This is a genomic window from Amycolatopsis sp. 195334CR, from assembly GCF_017309385.1.
GTDB lineage: Bacteria > Actinomycetota > Actinomycetes > Mycobacteriales > Pseudonocardiaceae > Amycolatopsis.
The window spans coordinates 2,841,110-2,857,857 of record NZ_JAFJMJ010000002.1 but is presented as its reverse complement, the minus strand read 5'-3'; the positions used below and the strand labels follow the sequence as shown (position 1 = coordinate 2,857,857).

At 71.0% G+C, this 16,748-nt stretch carries 18 protein-coding genes and 1 tRNA gene; 13 read left to right on the top strand and 6 right to left on the bottom strand.

What is annotated here, in order from left to right; all coding sequences use genetic code 11:
- The first annotated feature begins 35 nt into the window (after positions 1 to 35).
- The 6 genes from JYK18_RS36145 to JYK18_RS36120 are packed head-to-tail and all read left to right on the top strand — an operon-like array spanning position 36 to position 5,323.
- Entirely contained in the window at positions 36 to 380 is a 345-nt protein-coding gene (locus JYK18_RS36145; RefSeq protein ID WP_206807896.1) for a WhiB family transcriptional regulator, read from the top strand.
- On the top strand, positions 377 to 697 hold the full coding sequence (locus JYK18_RS36140) for a hypothetical protein (RefSeq protein WP_206807895.1): 321 nt from the start codon (positions 377 to 379) through the stop codon (positions 695 to 697). The genes JYK18_RS36145 and JYK18_RS36140 overlap by 4 nt, the downstream gene beginning before the upstream one ends.
- On the top strand, positions 694 to 1,389 hold the full coding sequence (locus JYK18_RS36135) for a hypothetical protein (protein ID WP_206807894.1): 696 nt from the start codon (positions 694 to 696) through the stop codon (positions 1,387 to 1,389). The genes JYK18_RS36140 and JYK18_RS36135 overlap by 4 nt, the downstream gene beginning before the upstream one ends.
- Positions 1,382 to 3,418, top strand: a complete 2,037-nt coding sequence (locus JYK18_RS36130; protein WP_206807893.1) for a cell division protein FtsK — start codon at positions 1,382 to 1,384, stop codon at positions 3,416 to 3,418. The genes JYK18_RS36135 and JYK18_RS36130 overlap by 8 nt, the downstream gene beginning before the upstream one ends.
- Positions 3,415 to 3,579, top strand: a complete 165-nt coding sequence (locus tag JYK18_RS36125; RefSeq protein ID WP_206807892.1) for a hypothetical protein — start codon at positions 3,415 to 3,417, stop codon at positions 3,577 to 3,579. The genes JYK18_RS36130 and JYK18_RS36125 overlap by 4 nt, the downstream gene beginning before the upstream one ends.
- Complete coding sequence (locus JYK18_RS36120; protein ID WP_206807891.1) at positions 3,569 to 5,323, top strand: recombinase family protein; 1,755 nt, start codon at positions 3,569 to 3,571, stop codon at positions 5,321 to 5,323. The genes JYK18_RS36125 and JYK18_RS36120 overlap by 11 nt, the downstream gene beginning before the upstream one ends.
- Here JYK18_RS36120 and JYK18_RS36115 read toward each other — a convergent pair.
- Positions 5,305 to 5,388 (bottom strand) — tRNA-Leu (locus JYK18_RS36115). The two genes, JYK18_RS36120 and JYK18_RS36115, sit on opposite strands and share 19 nt — an antisense overlap.
- A gap of 113 nt (positions 5,389 to 5,501) precedes the next feature.
- Between JYK18_RS36115 and JYK18_RS36110 the strand changes: the two genes are divergently transcribed.
- A complete protein-coding gene (locus tag JYK18_RS36110; RefSeq protein WP_206807890.1) occupies positions 5,502 to 6,824 on the top strand; it encodes a M20/M25/M40 family metallo-hydrolase in 1,323 nt (440 codons plus the stop codon).
- Positions 6,825 to 6,856: 32 nt separating this feature from the next.
- Here JYK18_RS36110 and JYK18_RS36105 read toward each other — a convergent pair whose 3' ends face one another.
- On the bottom strand, positions 6,857 to 7,663 hold the full coding sequence (locus tag JYK18_RS36105; protein WP_206807889.1) for a hypothetical protein: 807 nt from the start codon (positions 7,661 to 7,663) through the stop codon (positions 6,857 to 6,859).
- Positions 7,664 to 7,751: 88 nt separating this feature from the next.
- Between JYK18_RS36105 and JYK18_RS36100 the strand changes: the two genes are divergently transcribed.
- A complete protein-coding gene (locus JYK18_RS36100) occupies positions 7,752 to 8,972 on the top strand; it encodes an NAD(P)/FAD-dependent oxidoreductase (protein ID WP_307796202.1) in 1,221 nt (406 codons plus the stop codon).
- 85 nt (positions 8,973 to 9,057) lie between these two features.
- Complete coding sequence (locus tag JYK18_RS36095; RefSeq protein ID WP_307796201.1) at positions 9,058 to 9,690, top strand: transglutaminase family protein; 633 nt, start codon at positions 9,058 to 9,060, stop codon at positions 9,688 to 9,690.
- A 4-nt stretch (positions 9,691 to 9,694) separates the two neighbouring features.
- Here the strand turns inward: JYK18_RS36095 and JYK18_RS36090 are convergent, their stop codons facing one another.
- The 4 genes from JYK18_RS36090 to JYK18_RS36075 are packed head-to-tail and all read right to left on the bottom strand — an operon-like array spanning position 9,695 to position 12,036.
- Positions 9,695 to 10,687, bottom strand: coding sequence for a DUF5914 domain-containing protein (locus JYK18_RS36090; protein ID WP_206808323.1), 993 nt, complete (start codon positions 10,685 to 10,687; stop codon positions 9,695 to 9,697).
- Positions 10,688 to 10,691: 4 nt separating this feature from the next.
- The gene (locus tag JYK18_RS36085; RefSeq protein WP_206807887.1) at positions 10,692 to 11,411 is read right to left on the bottom strand and encodes a class I SAM-dependent methyltransferase; all 720 of its coding nucleotides are present in this window, start codon (positions 11,409 to 11,411) and stop codon (positions 10,692 to 10,694) included.
- Positions 11,408 to 11,719 (bottom strand): lycopene cyclase domain-containing protein, encoded by a 312-nt coding sequence (locus tag JYK18_RS36080; protein WP_206807886.1) that lies wholly within the window; start codon positions 11,717 to 11,719, stop codon positions 11,408 to 11,410. The genes JYK18_RS36085 and JYK18_RS36080 overlap by 4 nt, the downstream gene beginning before the upstream one ends.
- Positions 11,716 to 12,036, bottom strand: coding sequence for a lycopene cyclase domain-containing protein (locus JYK18_RS36075; protein ID WP_206807885.1), 321 nt, complete (start codon positions 12,034 to 12,036; stop codon positions 11,716 to 11,718). Before JYK18_RS36075 ends, JYK18_RS36080 begins: the two co-directional genes overlap by 4 nt.
- A 143-nt stretch (positions 12,037 to 12,179) precedes the next feature.
- Between JYK18_RS36075 and JYK18_RS36070 the strand changes: the two genes are divergently transcribed.
- The 4 genes from JYK18_RS36070 to JYK18_RS36055 all read left to right on the top strand — a co-directional run bounded on the left by JYK18_RS36070 (position 12,180) and on the right by JYK18_RS36055 (position 16,585).
- Entirely contained in the window at positions 12,180 to 12,539 is a 360-nt protein-coding gene (locus JYK18_RS36070; protein ID WP_206807884.1) for a hypothetical protein, read from the top strand.
- A gap of 103 nt (positions 12,540 to 12,642) precedes the next feature.
- Positions 12,643 to 14,127: a phytoene desaturase family protein gene (gene crtI / locus JYK18_RS36065; protein WP_374195083.1), complete on the top strand. Its 1,485-nt coding sequence runs from the start codon at positions 12,643 to 12,645 to the stop codon at positions 14,125 to 14,127.
- Positions 14,124 to 15,068, top strand: coding sequence for a phytoene/squalene synthase family protein (locus JYK18_RS36060; protein WP_206807882.1), 945 nt, complete (start codon positions 14,124 to 14,126; stop codon positions 15,066 to 15,068). Before crtI ends, JYK18_RS36060 begins: the two co-directional genes overlap by 4 nt.
- The gene (locus JYK18_RS36055; protein WP_206807881.1) at positions 15,065 to 16,585 is read left to right on the top strand and encodes an FAD-dependent oxidoreductase; all 1,521 of its coding nucleotides are present in this window, start codon (positions 15,065 to 15,067) and stop codon (positions 16,583 to 16,585) included. The genes JYK18_RS36060 and JYK18_RS36055 overlap by 4 nt, the downstream gene beginning before the upstream one ends.
- Positions 16,586 to 16,748: the final 163 nt, after the last annotated feature.

Here is a 16,748-nt window from a genome sequence, read left to right as displayed (position 1 = left end):
ATCAAGCGTGTGCTGAGTGCCCCGGCAGGTGTCGCATGATCACCGGCGAAGACGACTTCTGGCTGATCGGCATCGCCTGGCGACTCGACCGGCTTCGGTGGGTGCCAGCGAGCGCGCTGAACGTTGTTGTTACTGGTCAGGGGCTGTGCATGTGGCCGCCGCTGGATACCGGGCCGCCCGGCGCGGGCTCCGATCGCGAGTTGGCCGCTCGGCTGTGCGAGGGGTGCTCGGTCCTGGACGAGTGCCTGGAGCTGGAACTGCGGGTCGGTGGCGACGCCACGGTGGGTGTCTGGGGCGGGCTTGCCGAGGACGATCGGCGAGCGCTCCGGCCGCATTGGCTTCGCCGCGGTGAGCGCGCCCGGGACGGGGGTGCGCTATGACCGTGACTCCGACGCAGATCATGGCCGTTGTCGGCGTGCTGCTCGTGTTGTTCTGGGTCTGGCGGGCTGGGGCGCGCCGGGCGAAGGCGGCGGCTGAGGCCGCACGGAGTGGGGCGCGGCTGGTATCGCTCGCCGGGCGGGTGCTGTTCAACGCCGGGTTGATCGTGGCGGTTCAGTGGGTGGTGATCGCCAACCCCGGCAATCGCTGGCTGCTGCTGGCCGTGCTGGGCCTGCCGGCGCTGTTCTCGTCGTATGCCCTGACCAGGGCGATGACGGTGACGACGATCGACACGTCACGGCGGGGTGGTCGCCGATGAACGGGCGGGCGCAGCGGCTGGTGCGTGATGCCGCGGAGGCCGCGCAGGTCCGCGCGTATCAGACTGATCCGGACGTGGTGGCGCTGCGGATCGAGCGTGTTCGGCGGCAGGTGGACTGGATGTGCTGGTCCGGGATCGTGCTCGGGCTGGCGTTCACGATGGCCAACGTTCAGGGGTTCGCGTCGGCGGGCACGCGGCCGTGGTCGTTGGCGTGGCTGGCAGCTTGGGTGCTCGACCCGACGGTCTCGCTCGTGCTGCTGGCGATTCTGCGGGCGGAGCAGGTGACGGCTCGCTACCAGGTGCGGACGGGGCCGTGGGTGCGGCGGGCGAAGTGGTTCACGCTCGCGGCTACTTACGTCATGAACACGTGGGAGTCCTTTGCGGACCGTGACCCGGCGGCGATCGTGCTGCATTCGGTGCCGCCGCTCGTGGTGTTCGTTGCAGTCGAGGCGATCACGGATCTTCGGGACAAGCTGACGGATGCCGTGCTGGTCGCGCATCGGAGCGCTGGGCAAGCCGGTTCGGAGGCTGGGCGGCGGAAGTTGTTCGCGGACTACTTGGCGGAGGCACGGGAGTGCTGGTCGCCGGGGATCGAGATCAGTCCGGCTTGGGTTCGGCAGGTCACGGGGTGTTCGCGTGGACTGTCGCCGCGGTTGGCGCGGGCGCTTCGGGCGGAGGTCGCCGATGCGTGAGGACTCGTTGGTGAAGGCGGAGCCGGTGCTGGACGGCGAGCTGGTGGACGAACTGCCGCAGCCGCGGCGGCGGGCGGGGCGTCGCTGGTGGCTTCTGAGGCGTGTTCCGGCGTGGGACCGGTATCAGACGCGTCAGGTGGTCAAGGACGCGGCGGTTGGTGTTCTTCGGTCGCCGGGGCGGCTGGTTGGTGCTGCGGTTCGCGGGGTGGTCGCCGCGGTGCGCTGGTGGCGGCGGTGGGTCTCGGTTCGGGACTACCGGGAGGCCGCTGAGCAGGCGGAGAAGTTGGCGGACAAGTTCGTTGAGATCAGGGCGTTGACCTTGTTCCGGTGGAAGGTGACCGGGCTTGTTGCGGTTGCTGCTGTAGTGCTCGCGGCGGTGGCTCATCTGCTGTTCGGCTCGGTGGTGGTGTGGGGTGGCGGCGTTGTGGTGCTAGTCGGGTTGGCGGTGCTTGGGCGGCGGAAGGACGGGAGTCCGGGGCGTAAGGCGGTGCTGGCGGGGCCGCGCACGCTGAAGTGGACGATGGACCCGCAGGTCCTGGTGGACGCCTTCCGCGACGCGAAGCTGATCGGGAAGGACGAGACGCTTCGCCTGGTCGAGCGCGCGACGCGGATCGGTGACGGCTGGGCGGTCACGGTGGATCTGCCGGCCACCCGCAAGGCGGCGGACGTGATCAAGAACCGGGATGCTTTGGCGTCCGCACTGGCGGTGGATGAGGTGCAGCTCATCGTGGAGCGGGTGCGTGGGAACGGTGGCCATGCCGGGCGGGTGTCGATGTGGGTGGCGGATCAGGACCCGTACGTCGGGCCGCCGTTGCGGACGCCGCTGCTGGACTTGGCGCGTTGGGATGCGTGGCGGCCGGTGCCGTTCGGGCGGGACGCTCGGGATCGGCGGGTGGATCTGCCGTTGGTGTGGACGTCGCTGCTGGTTGGGGCGATTCCTAGGCAGGGCAAGACGTTCGCGGCCCGACTGGCGGCGGCCGGGCTGATACTGGACCCGTTCACGCGGCTGTACGTGGCGGACTTCAAGGCGGGCAAGGACTGGGACGCTGCTGCGCAGGTGGCTCACCGGTTCATGTCCGGTGACGAGTCAGTACACGTCCGAGCGCTGATCGACTGGCTTGTTGAGCTGGTTGGCGAGGTTCAGGGGCGGTATCGCCGGATGCGCGAGTTGGACGACGTGACGTGTCCGGAGTCGAAGGTGACGCCGGAGATGTCGCGGGATCGGGCGCTGAACATGCCGGTCACGGCGATCTTCGTCGATGAGGTGCAGGTGCCGTTGGAGGACCGGACTCAGGTGGCCGTCGAGGGGCAGAAGGTCGCGGCTGGTGAGTACGTCGGCGAGTTGTTGACGTGGTTGGCGAAGAAGGGGCCGGCGGCGGGGATCGTGCTGGCGTTGGCGACTCAGCGGCCGGATTCGAAGACGATTCCGTCTGGGTTGCGTGCGGTGATCGGGTCGCGGTTCGCGCTGCGGGTGATGGACTGGCGGGACAGCAACATTGTGCTCGGCGAACAGATGAACACGCGTGGCTATGACAGCAGTCGGTTGCTCGCGTCGCACAAGGGCGTAGGCATCTTGCGGCCGGACGGTGACGTTGCGGATGGGTTGGCGTTGACGGTTCGTACGTACTACATGCCGAATGAGGATTGGCAGGTCATCTGCCGTCGCGGCCGGGAGCTACGGGAAGCGGAGGGGACGCTGACCGGGCACGCGGCAGGGGATGATGTTCCGCTGCTGGAGCGCGTTGCGGAGGCGGCGCCGGTGGAGCTGCCGGAGCCGTTGGCCGCGGTGGTCGAGTACCTGGGCGAGGACGGGCGTCGGTTCGTGCCGAGTGCTGAGTTGGTCGAGGCGTTGGGGGTCGAGGCGACGGCGTTCGGGCGGCAGATGGGCGAGTTGGGGTGCCGGCCGACCAGGGATCGTGTGCCGGGCGAGGACGGGCGGACGAAGCAGGTCCGCGGGTATCTGGCGGCTGATATCAGGCGTGCGGTGGAGCGATTGGGTGACAGCCGTGGCCAGGGTGAGCGATCGTGAGCGCCGCTGGGTTCGATGGGCGGCCTGTTCGGGTTATTCTGCCTGGTGAGATGCCGGTGTTGACGGTGGCCGCTGCTCGGGTGCTGCTGGCGATTCTGGTCGAGCTGACCGAGGTTCCGGTGCTGGATGTGCCGGGTGAGGGGGTGTCCGATGACGGCTGATTTCAACAGTGATCCGTGGTCCGTGCTGGATGAGGTTCTGGGTGTTCAGGCAGTCGAGTCGGTCGACCAGGGAATCGGGGCGCTCGCCTTCTACGGGCGCTGCTCGACCGAGGACAACCAGGACCCGGAGACGTCGCTGGGCTGGCAGTTGGGCAACGCGCGGAAGTTCGTCGAGCCTCTTGGCGGTGAGGTGGTCGCCGAGTTCTTCGACGTGGGGCAATCGCGGTCGGTGCCCTGGGAGCGGCGCACGGAGGGCAGGCGGCTGCTGGCGGCGTTGAAGGACCCGCGGCGGGAGTGGGATGCGGTGGTGGTTGGTGAGGGGACGCGCTGCTGGTTTGGTAACCAGTTCTCGTTGATCGCTCCGCGGTTCGCTGCGTATGGGGTGGATCTGTGGGTGCCGGAGCTGGGCGGGAAGTTCGACGCGCGGAATCCGTCGCACAAGATGTTGATGAGTGTGCTCGGTGGGATGAGCGAGTCGGAGCGGCAGCACGTTCAGGCGCGGGTGCGGGCGGCGATGGATGCGCAGGTGGTGAACGAGGGGCGGCATCAGGGCGGCCGGGCTCCGTATGGGTATGTCGTGGTCGATGGTGGGCCACATCCGAATCCGCGGAAAGCGGCGGAGGGGTTCCGGCTGAGGGTTCTGGAGGTGGAGGACGAGTCGGCCGAGGTGGTGCGGCGGATCTTCGCGGAGTACCTGGACGGCAACGGCGACCGGGCGATTGCGAATGGGCTGAATCGGGATGGCGTGCCGTGCCCGTCGGCTCGGCGGCCGGATCAGAATCGGCATCGGTTGGCTGATGGGTGGCAGGGCAGTACGGTTCGGTCCATTTTGGAGAATCCGAAGTACACGGGCTTCGCGGTATTCGGGCGGTGGGCTCGGCAGGAGATGTTGCTTGATCCGGATGACGTGGCAGCGGGGAACGTGGTGCGGTTCCGGCGAGCATCGGCGGAGTGGGTGGTGCGGTCTCGGCGGCCGGCGCATCCGGAGATCGTGAGCGTGGAGGACTTCACGCGCGCACAGTTGAAGCGGAAGGCGAAGGCGGCCAACGGGTTGAAGTCCGCGCGTACGACGGAGCGTGCGAGTAGGAAGACGCAGCGGGCTTACCTGTTCCGCGGTCTGCTCAGGTGCGAGATCTGCGGCCGGAAGATGGAGGCCAGCCCGCGGGCGCATGGGATGTACTACCGCTGTCCGGCGAGGACGCTGGCGCCCGGCTCACACGTGTTGGCCGATCACCCGCCCACGGTCTACGTCCGTGAGGACCCGCTCCGGGAGGCGGTGAACGGTTGGGTTGGACAGCTGTTCGGGCCGGAGCATGTGGACCGGACGGTTCACCGGATCGTGAGTTCGCAGCAGACACCGACGCGAACCCGCGACAGCGTGCTGTCGGCTGAGCGGCTGGCCAAGGCGGAGGCGAAGCTGGTGCGCTTCCAGGCGGCCATTGTGGCCGGGATCGATCCGGCGGCGTTGGTGGAGGCGATCAATCAGGCGCAGGCGGAGCGAGCTGCGGCCAGAGCTGATCTCGGAGAGCGGGACGAGACTGGAGCGATCACCGAGGCCGAGGTGTACGCCATGGTCGACTCGCTGGGTGACGTCGGTGCCGCGTTGACCGGTGCCTGCGTGGAGCGGCTGTCGCGGCTCTACCAGGAGTTGCGGCTTGACCTGCGGTACGACAACGAAAAAGAGACCGTCTGCGCGACGGTCTCTCCTCGGGTGAATAATGTGCGTGTCCGAGGGGGGACTTGAACCCCCACGCCCGTTAAGGGCACTAGCACCTCAAGCTAGCGCGTCTGCCATTCCGCCACTCGGACTTGCTGAGGAACAGATTACTCGATGCGCCGACCGCCGTTAACCGGGGGGCCGGTTCATGCTGCCGCGGGCTGGTGGCAAGATCATCCGGCTCGGCGGGTGGTAGAAACGCGGGGTGACCGAACCGAGCCTGATCGATACAGCCGCCGCTGAGGCAGTGACGCTGACCAGCGAACTCCTGCGGATTGACAGCACGAACACCGGAGACCCCGAGACGCTCGTCGGTGAGCGGGAGGCCGCGGAGTACGTGGCCGAGAAGCTGACCGAGGTCGGCTACGAGATCGAGTACGTCGAGTCCGGCGGCAAGAACCGGCACAACGTGATCACGCGCCTGGCCGGGGCCGACCCCAGCCGCGGGGCGCTGCTGGTCCACGGCCACCTGGACGTCGTCCCGGCCGATGCCTCCGAGTGGTCGGTCCACCCCTTCTCCGGCGCCATCCAGGACGACTACGTCTGGGGCCGCGGCGCGGTCGACATGAAGGACATGGTCGGCATGACGCTGGCCCTCGCCCGCCACTACAAGCGCAACGGCATCGTCCCGCCCCGCGACCTGATCTTCGCCTTCGTCGCCGACGAGGAGGCGGGCGGCAAGTTCGGCGCCCAGTGGCTGGTCGACCACCGCCCCGACCTGTTCGAGGGCGCCACCGAGGCGATCAGCGAGGTCGGCGGCTTCTCCATCACCCTCAAGGACAACGTCCGCGCCTACCTCATCGAGACCGCCGAGAAGGGCATCCGCTGGATGAAGCTGCGCGTCCGCGGCACCGCGGGCCACGGCTCGATGATCCACCGCGACAACGCCGTCACCAAGCTCTCCGAGGCCGTCGCCCGGCTGGGCAACCACCGGTTCCCGCTGGTCATGAGCCCCTCGGTGCGGGAGTTCCTGGACGGGGTGACCGAGATCACCGGCTGGGACTTCCCCGACGACGACATCGAGGGCGCGGTCGCCAAGCTCGGCAACATCTCGCGGATGATCGGCGCCACCCTCCGTGACACCGCGAACCCGACCATGCTCACCGCCGGGTACAAGTCGAACGTGATCCCGTCGGTGGCCGAGGCGGCGGTCGACTGCCGCATCCTGCCCGGCCGCATCGAGGCGTTCAACCGCGAACTCGACGAGATCCTCGGGCCGGACATCGAGAAGGAGTGGATGGAACTCCCGCCGGTCGAGACCACCTTCGACGGCGCGCTGGTCGACGCCATGACCGCCGCGGTGCTCGCCGAGGACCCCGGCGCGCGCACCCTGCCGTACATGCTCTCCGGCGGCACCGACGCGAAGGCGTTCCAGCAGCTGGGGATCCGCAACTTCGGCTTCGCGCCCCTGCAACTGCCCGCGGACCTGGACTTCTCGGCGTTGTTCCACGGCGTGGACGAGCGCGTGCCGGTGGAGGCGCTGAAGTTCGGCACCCGGGTGCTGGACCGCTTCCTGCGGGCGTCCTGACCAGCGGCGGCGGCCTCGGTCGAGGCCGCCGCTCAGCGGTGTCCGGCGGGACGCAGTCGCCCGGAGAAGGCCGGTTGCTTGAACACAAGGGTCGCGCCGAGGGTGATCACCAGCCCGGCGCCCGCGGCGAGGGCGAGCACGGTTTCCCCGGCGGCTGACGCCCCGCTCACCACCCCGGCGAAGGCCCAGACCACCGCCGCGGCGTAGGACAGCAGGCCCGCGGACCAGCGCAGGAGGAACACCGCGGTCGCGGTGGCGCCGGCGAGGATGGCGAGCTGCCCGCCGATTCCGGCCGCACCGGCGATCGGGGCGCCGCTCTCGGTCAACGCGGTGGTCAGGTTGAGCCAGATGGCGATGCTGCTCCAGCCGGTGTAGATCCCCAGCAGGGCCCAGAGGATCACTCGACCGGGTGTCGGCCAGGTCCGGATGCCTTCCCGGTCACTCAGGGCGATGGTGAGTGCGCGCAGCAACGCGGCGACCATGACCAGGAACACCGCCAAGGTGGTCCACACCGGCTCGATGTCCGAGGCGACGATCCACAGGCTGAACCCGGCGAACACCACGGCCAGCGGGTACGCGAGCCGGTCGAGCAGAGGACGGGCGGCCTCGGGGGCGAAGAAGACCCAGATCGCGTAGACGACCGACAGCACCTCGACGAGTCCCCAGATGGAGAACGCGTAGCCGGACGGCACGATCGGGGGTTCACCCGCGCGGTCCGCGGTGGTGAACTGGCCGCCGCCCAGCGCGGTCGACAGCACGGGGGAGAGCACCTGGCCCAGCGCCAGCACCAGGACGACCACGTGCCGTCGCGAGTTAGTTCGACCATCGAAAAGTCCCATAGTCGAACCGTAAGCCCGGTCTTCGCGGCTCGCAACTCGCGATGCGATGCAGAACCGTTGCAACTACGTTGGGGTGGAGGAGGTGGCCGTGGAGCACGACGTGGTGGTGATCGGCGCGGGACTGGCCGGGCTCGCGGCGGCAGGCGAACTCACCGCCCGCGGGGTGGACGTGACGGTGGTCGAAGCCGCCGACGAGGTGGGCGGCCGGGTCCGCACCGATGTCGTCGACAACTTCCGCCTCGACCGCGGTTTCCAGGTGCTGTTGCCCGCCTACCCGGAGGTCCGGGCCAAATTCGACCTGCCGGCGCTGCGGTTGCGTGCTTTCACCCGGGGCGCGTACACCGACGACCGGCAGCTGCTGGCACCCCCGTCGCGGGCCGCGGCGATCGCTGGACTGGCCCGCCTCGGGATCACCGGACCGCTCGCTTCAGCAGGCGTGGTCGCGATGTCCGCACGCGACCTGGCGCTGCCGTCGGCGCGACTGCGCCGACCCCTTTCCAGGTCCACCGCCGCGGAACTGAGCCGGTTCCGCGTGTACGGGGCGGTGCGCGAGCGCGTGCTGCGCCCGTTCCTCGCCGGGGTGTTCCTCGATCGCGACCTGACCACCGACGCCCGCCTGCTGCACCTGATCTGGCGGTGCTTCCTGCTCGGCGGGGGAGCGGTGCCACAACTTGGCATGGGTGAACTGCCCCGGCAACTCGCGGCCGGGCTGCTCGCCGGAACTGTCCACTTCGGACGCCCGGTGGCCCGTGCCGAACCGGGCCTGGTCCAGTTCGAGGACGGTCAGCGGCTGCGGGCGCGGGCGGTGGTCGTCGCCACTGACGGGAGCACGGCGGCGGAGTTGCTCCCGGGGCTGCCCGAACCGCGGTGGCATTCGGTGACCACCTACTACTTCACCGCGGCGGCCTCGCCGCTGCCCGAACCGACGCTGGTCCTCGACGGTTCACCGGACCTGCTGCTGAACACCGCGGTGATGAGCGAGGTCAGCCCCAGCTACGCGCCGGCCGGGCAAGCGCTGGTCGCCGCGTCGGTACCGGAGCGCACGGACACCACCGAGCACGACGTGCGCGAGCGGTTGGCGCGCCTCTACCGGAGCTCCACTCGGGACTGGCGGCTGATCAGGAAGTACGTCATCGAGCGCGCTTTGCCAGTCATGGGGCCCGGCCACCCGCTGACCCGGCCGGTGCGGTTCGGCGCGGGTCTGTACGTCTGCGGTGATCACCGCGACACCAGTTCCCTGCAGGGCGCCCTGGTGTCCGGGCGCCGTGCGGCGCGGGCCGTGCTGGCCGACCTCGGCGTGGCGGGCTGACCCGCGGGTGGCGGTGTCACGCGAAACCACCAGAGTTTTCCGCCACGAGGGGCCGTATCGACGAATCGCTGGCACGCTCACCAGCGTGAACCTCGATGCCTATCGATCAGCGACGTACTTCCTCGACAGCGATTCGGCCGAGGTCCGCGCCTTCACCGCGCGGGTCGTCGGCGCCACGGCCGATCCGGCCACCCGGGCCGCGTTGCTGTTCGAGCAGGTGCGCGAGAGCATCCGGTACAGCCCGTTCGCGATCAGCCCGGACCCGGCCGACTACCGGGCGAGCGCCGTGATCGGCTCGGGCAGCACCTGGTGCGTGCCCAAGGCGGTGCTGCTGACCGCGGCGGCCCGCGCGGCGGGAATTCCCGCGAGGCTGGGCTTCGCCGACGTGCGGAACCACCTCACCAGCCCGGCGTTGCGGGCCCGGATGGGCGACGCCGCCGACGTGTTCGTCTACCACGGTTACAGCGAACTGTTCCTCGACGGCCGTTGGGTGAAAGCGGCGCCCACGTTCGACTCCGGGGTCTGCGCGCGCAACGGGGTCACGCCGATCACCTTCGACGGCAAGCAGGACGCGCTGTTGCACGAGTATTCCCCCGACGGCAGGTTCATGGAATACGTCGCGGACCGCGGGGTGCACGCCGATCTCCCGCTGAAGGAGATCATGTCCACCCTGCTGGCCACCTATCCGGTGATGCGCGGGGGACCGAGCACGGTCTGAGCCGTCACGGTTCGGGCAGGTCCTTGGTGCGCAGGGCGTAGCGGCGTTCGGCGTAGGCCAGGTCGTCGCGCCACAACCGCGCGGCGGTCCACGTCATCAGCGGGCGCACGAGCGGGGCGGCCTTGCGGGCCACGGCGAAGCCGGGCCGTGACGAACTCGCGATGGTCGCCTCGATCACGGCGGTCCGGGGCCGCCCGTCCGGACCGCGACCCCTTGGCGTGGCATGGGTTTCGACCACGCTGCCTTCGCCCTCGCCGTCGGTGATGCGCATGACGACGGTGCGGGGTTCCGGGCAGGTGAACTCCGCGCGCACCGGCACGCCGAGCCGCCCGGCGACGCGGAACGTCACGTCCACGACGAACCGGTCGTCGCTTTCACTCGGGACCTCGACCACGGTGAGCCTGGTGAACGAGTAGGGGTGGAACCACGCGCCGTGCCAGGGATCCAGGCGGTTGGCCACCACGTCCTCGGGGTGGCAGGTGCCTTCGAGGGTCGCTACCGCCGCCAGGCTCACCGCGGTGCCGGGGCGCGTGGGCACCACCGGGCGGTCGAGCGGCGGCTCGGCGCCGACGTCGTCCAGCCGGACCCAGGTGAGCACGCCGTCGTCGAAGGCGGGCAACGGACTCCAGCCGCGGCCGCCCGCCCCGGACAGTGCCAGGCCGTGCCAGCGGCAGACCAGATTCCCGTCGGCCACCCTGGCGTCGCTGAGCGGCGCTCCGAGGTGCGGGCAGGCGCCCGGGCCGACCCGCAGGGTACCGGTGGCGTCGCGCCAGGCGACCAGTTCGCGCCCCGCGACGGTGGTGCCGTAGGGGCGGTCCGGGCGGATGTCCCGGCTGGCGGCGAACACGAACCAGTTGCCGGAGGGCCGGTCCAGCGCGCGGCTCAGCGCTGCCTCGATCACCCCCACCTTGGCGTCGGCGAAGGTGGGGCGCTGGGCGGCCCAGCGCTCGCGGGCCAGCGGCTGGATGGGCCACTTGCTCGGCCAGGTCGGGCGGATCACGTCAGGTCCCTTCTGGTGCGCGACCGAGGAAGGTGTGCACCACACCGCGTTGCCAGCCGGACACGGTTTCGCGGTGCACGTCGGTGAAACCGTTGTCGCGCAACCGATTCTCGAATGAGCCGGCGCTGTCGAAGGTGGTCACGCTGCGCCAGAGGTGGCGGTACAGCGCGCCGTCGCCGGTGACCAGGCGTCCGGCCGGGATGATGATCGACCAGCACACGGCGTGCCAGACCAGCCGAGCGCGCAGCGAGCCCGCGACCGAGTACTCGTGCACCGCCAGGGGAGCGCCCGGTCGCAGCAGGGCGGCGAACCGGCGCAGCTGCGCGTCCGGGTCCTCCAGGTTGCGCACCAGGTAGGCGGCCAGGATTCCGTCGAACGGGCCGTCCTGGAGGTCCTCCACGCGGGTGTGAGCGAACCGGACCGAGTCGGGCCAGGACTTCGCCCGCGCCTGCCGCAGCATTTCGGCCGAGGCGTCGATCGCTAGGATGTTCGCCCGCGGGGCGGCCGCGAGCAGGGCGGCGGTGGACGCGCCGGTGCCGCACCCCGCGTCGAGCAGGGTGAGCCCGGCGCCACCGGCGGGCAACCGCAGCCGCCCGGCGGACAGCCGCAGGTGCGCGTGGTAGCCGGGATTGGCGCCGACGAGGCGGTCATAGGCGGACGCGCCGCCGTCGAACGCGGTGGGCACGTCGGCGCGGGGCAGGCCGCGCGGGCCGAGCTTCACGTCGTCTCCTTCCGCTTCTGGCGGACCCAGAGCAAGAGTGTGGCGGTCACCAGCGAGAAGCCGAAGAGGAAGTCCTCCACCGGGACGTCCCACGGGAACCGCACGCCGCTGAAGTGCTCGGGCGCGTACAGCACGATCGGCGCGCTGAGCTTGGTCAGCCAGCCGTCCACCGGGATCTGGAAGGCGGTCACCACCACCATCGTCAGCCAGTAGGCGGGCTGCCGGAACAGGCCCGTGCGCAGCACCAGCAGTTCCAGCGCCACCACCGCCGGAACGGAGAGCACGGCGGGCAGGGTGTAGCCGATCACCGGTTCCTCCAGCGGTTCACCGTGGCGGTGACCGCTTCGAAGGTGAGCAGGCCGCACACCGGGATCACCAGGAAGAACAGCATTTCCTCGACCGGGAGGGAGAACGGCAGGAGCACGCCGGTGGTCAACTCCGGGTTGAAGCCCCAGACCCCGCCGGCGATCGCGATCAGGTCCCACACCAGGAACACCGCGGCGGCCGGCAGCACCGCTCTGGCCAGCCGCCGCGGCCGGCGGTACACCGGTGCGCCGAGCCACTCCAGCGGTGCGGTGATCAGCAGGCAGACCGCGAGCACGGCCAGGTAGGCGAACTGGTTCACCCACCACCTCCGTCAGCCGGTTGCTTCGATGCGCAATCGATACGGGGAGCGTAACCGCGCTCCGATGCCTTCGCAGGGTCTGGGTTTTCCCGCCGCCTCATCGGGTATGCCGGGCGGAACGTCCACGAACCGAGGGAGTTCCCATGCCTGCCGTGACCCGGGTGCTCGGCGCGGTGACCGCCGCCTACAGCGCCACCATCATCGCCGCGCCGAAGGTGCTGGCCCGGCCCTGCGGCCTGACCACGCCGGCCGGTGAGGTGGTCCCGGCGGTGCGGACGCTGATCGCCGCGATCGGCGCGCGGGACACCGCGATCGGGCTGGCGATGGTGTTCGCCCCCGAAGGTCTCGCGCTGCGGGTGGCGCTGTCGGCACGCGTGGCCGCGGACGCGGCGGACGCGCTGATCTTCGGGCTCGCGCTGCCGGACCGCTCCGCGCGCAAGAAAGTCGCGGGCTTCGCCGCGGGCTGGGCGGCGTTGTGCGCGGCGTCCGCACTGCAACGGTAAGCGCTGCGCGCCCGGGCCACTGGCCCTACGCTGACCGGTGCAACGCTTGTGCATCGGAATCCGGTGCCGGGTCCGTGCTCCACCCGCTCGCGGAGGAACTGTGGTGCTTCGAACGATCCCGGGCCCCACCGAACGGGTGGTGGTCGTCGGTGCCGGGCTGGCCGGGCTGTCCGCGGCAGCCCACCTGGCCGGCCGCGGCCGGACGGTGACCGTGCTGGACGACCGCGAGGGCCCCGGTGGCCGGGCGAGCGCGCGCCCGCTGGGGGAGTACTCGATGGTCACCGGGCCCACGGTGCTGACCATGCCCGACATCCTGGCCGGCGTCTTCGGGGCGCTCGGCGAGGAACTGGGGGACTGGCTCGACCTCGTGCGCCTCGACCCGGCCTACCGGGCGTCGTTCGCCGATGGTTCCACTTTGGACGTGCACGCGGACGGTGAGGCGATGGCCGAGGCGGTCCGGGCGTTCGCCGGACCGGCGGAAGCCCGCGGTTACCTCCGCCTGCGCGAGTGGCTGAGCGAGCTGTACTCGGTGGAGTTCGACCGGTTCATCGCGGCCAACTTCGACTCGCCGCTGTCGCTGGTGTCGCCGCAGCTGGCCAGGCTGGTCGCGATGGGCGGGTTCCGCAGCCTCGACGGCGCGGTCGGGCGGTTCCTCCGCGACGAACGCCTGAAGCGGGTGTTCAGCTTCCAATCGCTGTACGCGGGTCAGTCGCCCCGGCGCGCTCTGGCGCTGTACGCGGTGATCTCCTACATGGACACCGTGGGCGGGGTGTTCTTCCCCCGCGGCGGGATGGGCGCGGTGCCCGCCGCGCTCGCGGGGGCGATCACCAAGGCCGGGGCCACCATCCACCACGGCGATCCGGTCACTTCGCTGGACATCCGCGGCGGCCGGGTCCGCGCGGTGGTGACCGCGGCCGGGCAGCGGGTGCCCTGCGACGCCGTCGTGCTCACCACCGAACCCGAGCACAGCTACCGGCTGCTCGGCCGGGCACCCCGCCGTCCGGTGCGGCTGCGGCCCGCGCCCTCGGCGGTGGTGCTGCACGCCGGCACCGTGCGCGCGCGGCCCGAGGTGGCCCACCACAGCATCGTGTTCGGTCAGGCGTGGCACCGCACCTTCGACGAGATCATCACGAAGGGGTCGCTGATGAGCGATCCGTCGCTGCTGGTCACCCGGCCGACCGCCACCGACCCCACGCTGGCGCCACCGGGGCACGACCTCTACTCGATCCTGGCGCCGGTGCCCAATCTCGACCGCGGCGGCCAGCGGTGGGCCGCGCTGGGACCGCGTTACGCCGAAGAACTCGCCCGGCACGTGCAGCGGCGGCTGGCCCCCGGGTTCACCACCGAGATCGACCGCACGTTCCTGCTCACCCCGGAGGACTGGGCGGCCAGGGGCATGGTCGCGGGCACCCCGTTCAGCTACGCGCACACCTTCGCCCAGACCGGGCCGTTCCGGCCGGCGAACCTGGTGCGCGGGGTGGACAACGCGGTGCTCGCCGGCGCGGGCACGGTGCCCGGGGTCGGCGTGCCGACGGTGTTGCTGTCCGGCCGCCTGGCCGCCGACCGGATCACCGGGAGCGGGCGATGACCCGGGCCGAACTCGACGCGGCGGGCATCACCGGGGCCGAACTGCGCGCCGCCTACGCCCGCTGCCGCGAACTCAACGCCCGGCACGGGCGCACCTACTTCCTGGCCACGCGCCTGCTGAGCCCGTCCCGCCGACCGGCGGTCCACGCGCTCTACGGCTTCGCGCGCTGGGTCGACGACCTGGTCGACGAACCCGAATCCGGCACCACCACGGCCGCCCTCGACGAGCGGCTGGCCAGGGTGGACAAGGATCTCGCGGCCGCGTTGGCCGGTGCGGCGGTCGACGAGCCGGTACTGCTCGCGGTGGCCGACACGGCCCGCCGCTATGCGCTGGACCACGCGCTGTTCGAGGCCTTCCTGCGCTCGATGCGCATGGACCTGACCACCACCGGGTACGCCACGCGCCCGGAACTGACCGAGTACGTGCACGGTTCGGCGGAGGTGATCGGCCTGCAGATGCTGCCGGTGCTGGGCACGGTGACCGACCGCGAGGCCGCGGCCGGGCCCGCCGCAGCGCTGGGCACGGCGTTCCAGCTCACCAACTTCCTGCGTGACGTGGGGGAGGACCTCGACCGCGGCCGGGTGTACCTGCCCGCCGACGAGCTCGCCGCCTTCGGCGTGGACCGGGATCGGCTGCGCTGGTGCCGGGAACACCGGCGGATCGATCCACCGGTGCGGCGGGCGCTCGCGGACCAGATCGCCTTCACCCGCGCCGTCTACCGCCGCGCTCGCCCCGGGGTGGCGATGCTGCACCCGGCCGCGCGTCCCTGCATCCACACCGCTTTCGAGCTGTACTCCCGCATTCTCGATCGGATCGAAGCCGCCGACCACAACGTCTTCGCGCGGCGAGCCACGGTCCCGATGCGGCGCCGGGCGGCCGTCGCCGGCGTCGCGGCCGCCCGGGTCCTGGCTTCGCGGGCGGTACCGGGGCGTATCGCGTGAGCGCGGATCCGCGGCGGGTCGAGTACCCGCCCGCTCCCGGGCTCGCGCACGCCGGTGAACTGCGGTGGCGCCCGCGGGTGGCGGTGGTCGGTGGCGGGATCGCCGGACTCACCGCGGCGACCGGGCTGGCCGAACGCGGTGTCGAGGTCGACCTGTACGAACGCGAGTCCTACCTCGGCGGCCGGGCGGGCGGCTGGGACACCACGCTCGGCGACGGCACGCCGGTGACGATGAGCCGGGGTTTCCACGCGTTCTTCCGCCAGTACTACAACCTGCGGTCGCTGCTGCGGCGTACGGATCCGGGGCTGCGCCGGTTGAAACCGGTCCCCGACTACCCGCTGCTGGACGACCGCGGCCGGGTCGACACCTTCCGCGGCCTGCCGCGCAGGCCGCCGTGGAACGCGATGGTGTTCGCCCTGCGCAGCCCCACTTTCCGGCTGCGTGATCTGGTGCGGATCGATCCGGCCGGGGCGCTGCCGCTGGCCGCCGTTTCGGTGCCGGAGACGTACCACCAGCTCGACGACATCGACGCGGCGTCCTTTTTGGACCGGCTGAACTTCCCGCCGAGCGCCCGGCATCTGGCGTTCGAGGTGTTCTCGCGCAGCTTTTTCGCGTCCCCGGCGGAACTTTCGGCGGCGGAACTGGTGACGATGTTCCACCTGTACTTCCTCGGCTCGTCGGAGGGGTTGATCTTCGATGTGCCCGAGGACACCTATCCGGCGAGTTTGTGGGATCCGTTGACCGCGTACCTCACGGACCTGGGCGTGCGGATCCACCGGGGTGTCCGGGTGGACGCGGTGGAGCCCGGCGAGCGCGGCGGCTTCCGGGTACGCGGTGCTCCGGTCGACGGGGTGGTGCTGGCTTCGGACGTTCCTGGCCTGCGCGAGGTGGTCGGGGCGTCACCGGAGTTGGGCACGCCCGCGTGGCGTGAGCGGATCGAGAGGTTGCGGACCGCGCCCGCTTTCTACGTGCGCCGGCTGTGGCTCGATCGTCCGTTGCGGGTCGAACGGGCGCCGTTCCTCGGTACCGGGAGCTTGCCGCCGCTGGACAACATCAGCGTGCTCGACCGGTTCGAGGCCCAGGCGGCGGAGTGGGCCGCGCGCACCGGCGGGGCGGTGGTCGAACTGCACGCCTACGCCGTGGCCGAACGGTCGGCCGACCTGCCGGACCGGTTGCTCGACCGGTTGCACGAGATCTACCCGGAGACCCGGCAGGCGCGCATCGTGGGCGAGCTGGACCAGTGGCGGCAGGACTGCCCGCTTTTCGGGCTGGGCGACTTCGCGCGCCGGCCGGGGGTGGAGACCCCGGTGCCGGGGCTGGTGCTGGCCGGGGACGGGATCCGGGTGGACCTGCCGGTGGCGTTGATGGAGCGGGCCGCGACCACCGGCTGGCAGGCGGCGAACCGGCTGCTGGCGGGATGGGGGCTGCGGGGACACCCGACCTGGTCGGTGCCGAACCAGGGGCGGCTGGGGCTGGTGCGGGCACTCGCCCGGCGGCGGGCTGCTGGGGCCGGGTGACAGCCTGCTTCGGGCAGGCCGGTTGGTGGAGGATCGCCGACCGGCCGCTGGGAGAGCTTCGCGGCCGTTGACCGGTTGCTGGGGATCACTGCCTGCCGCGGCTGGAGGCGACTGCGCGCAGCAGGTCTTCGCCCAGTGCCTTGCGTCGCTGCCGGTGGGCGAT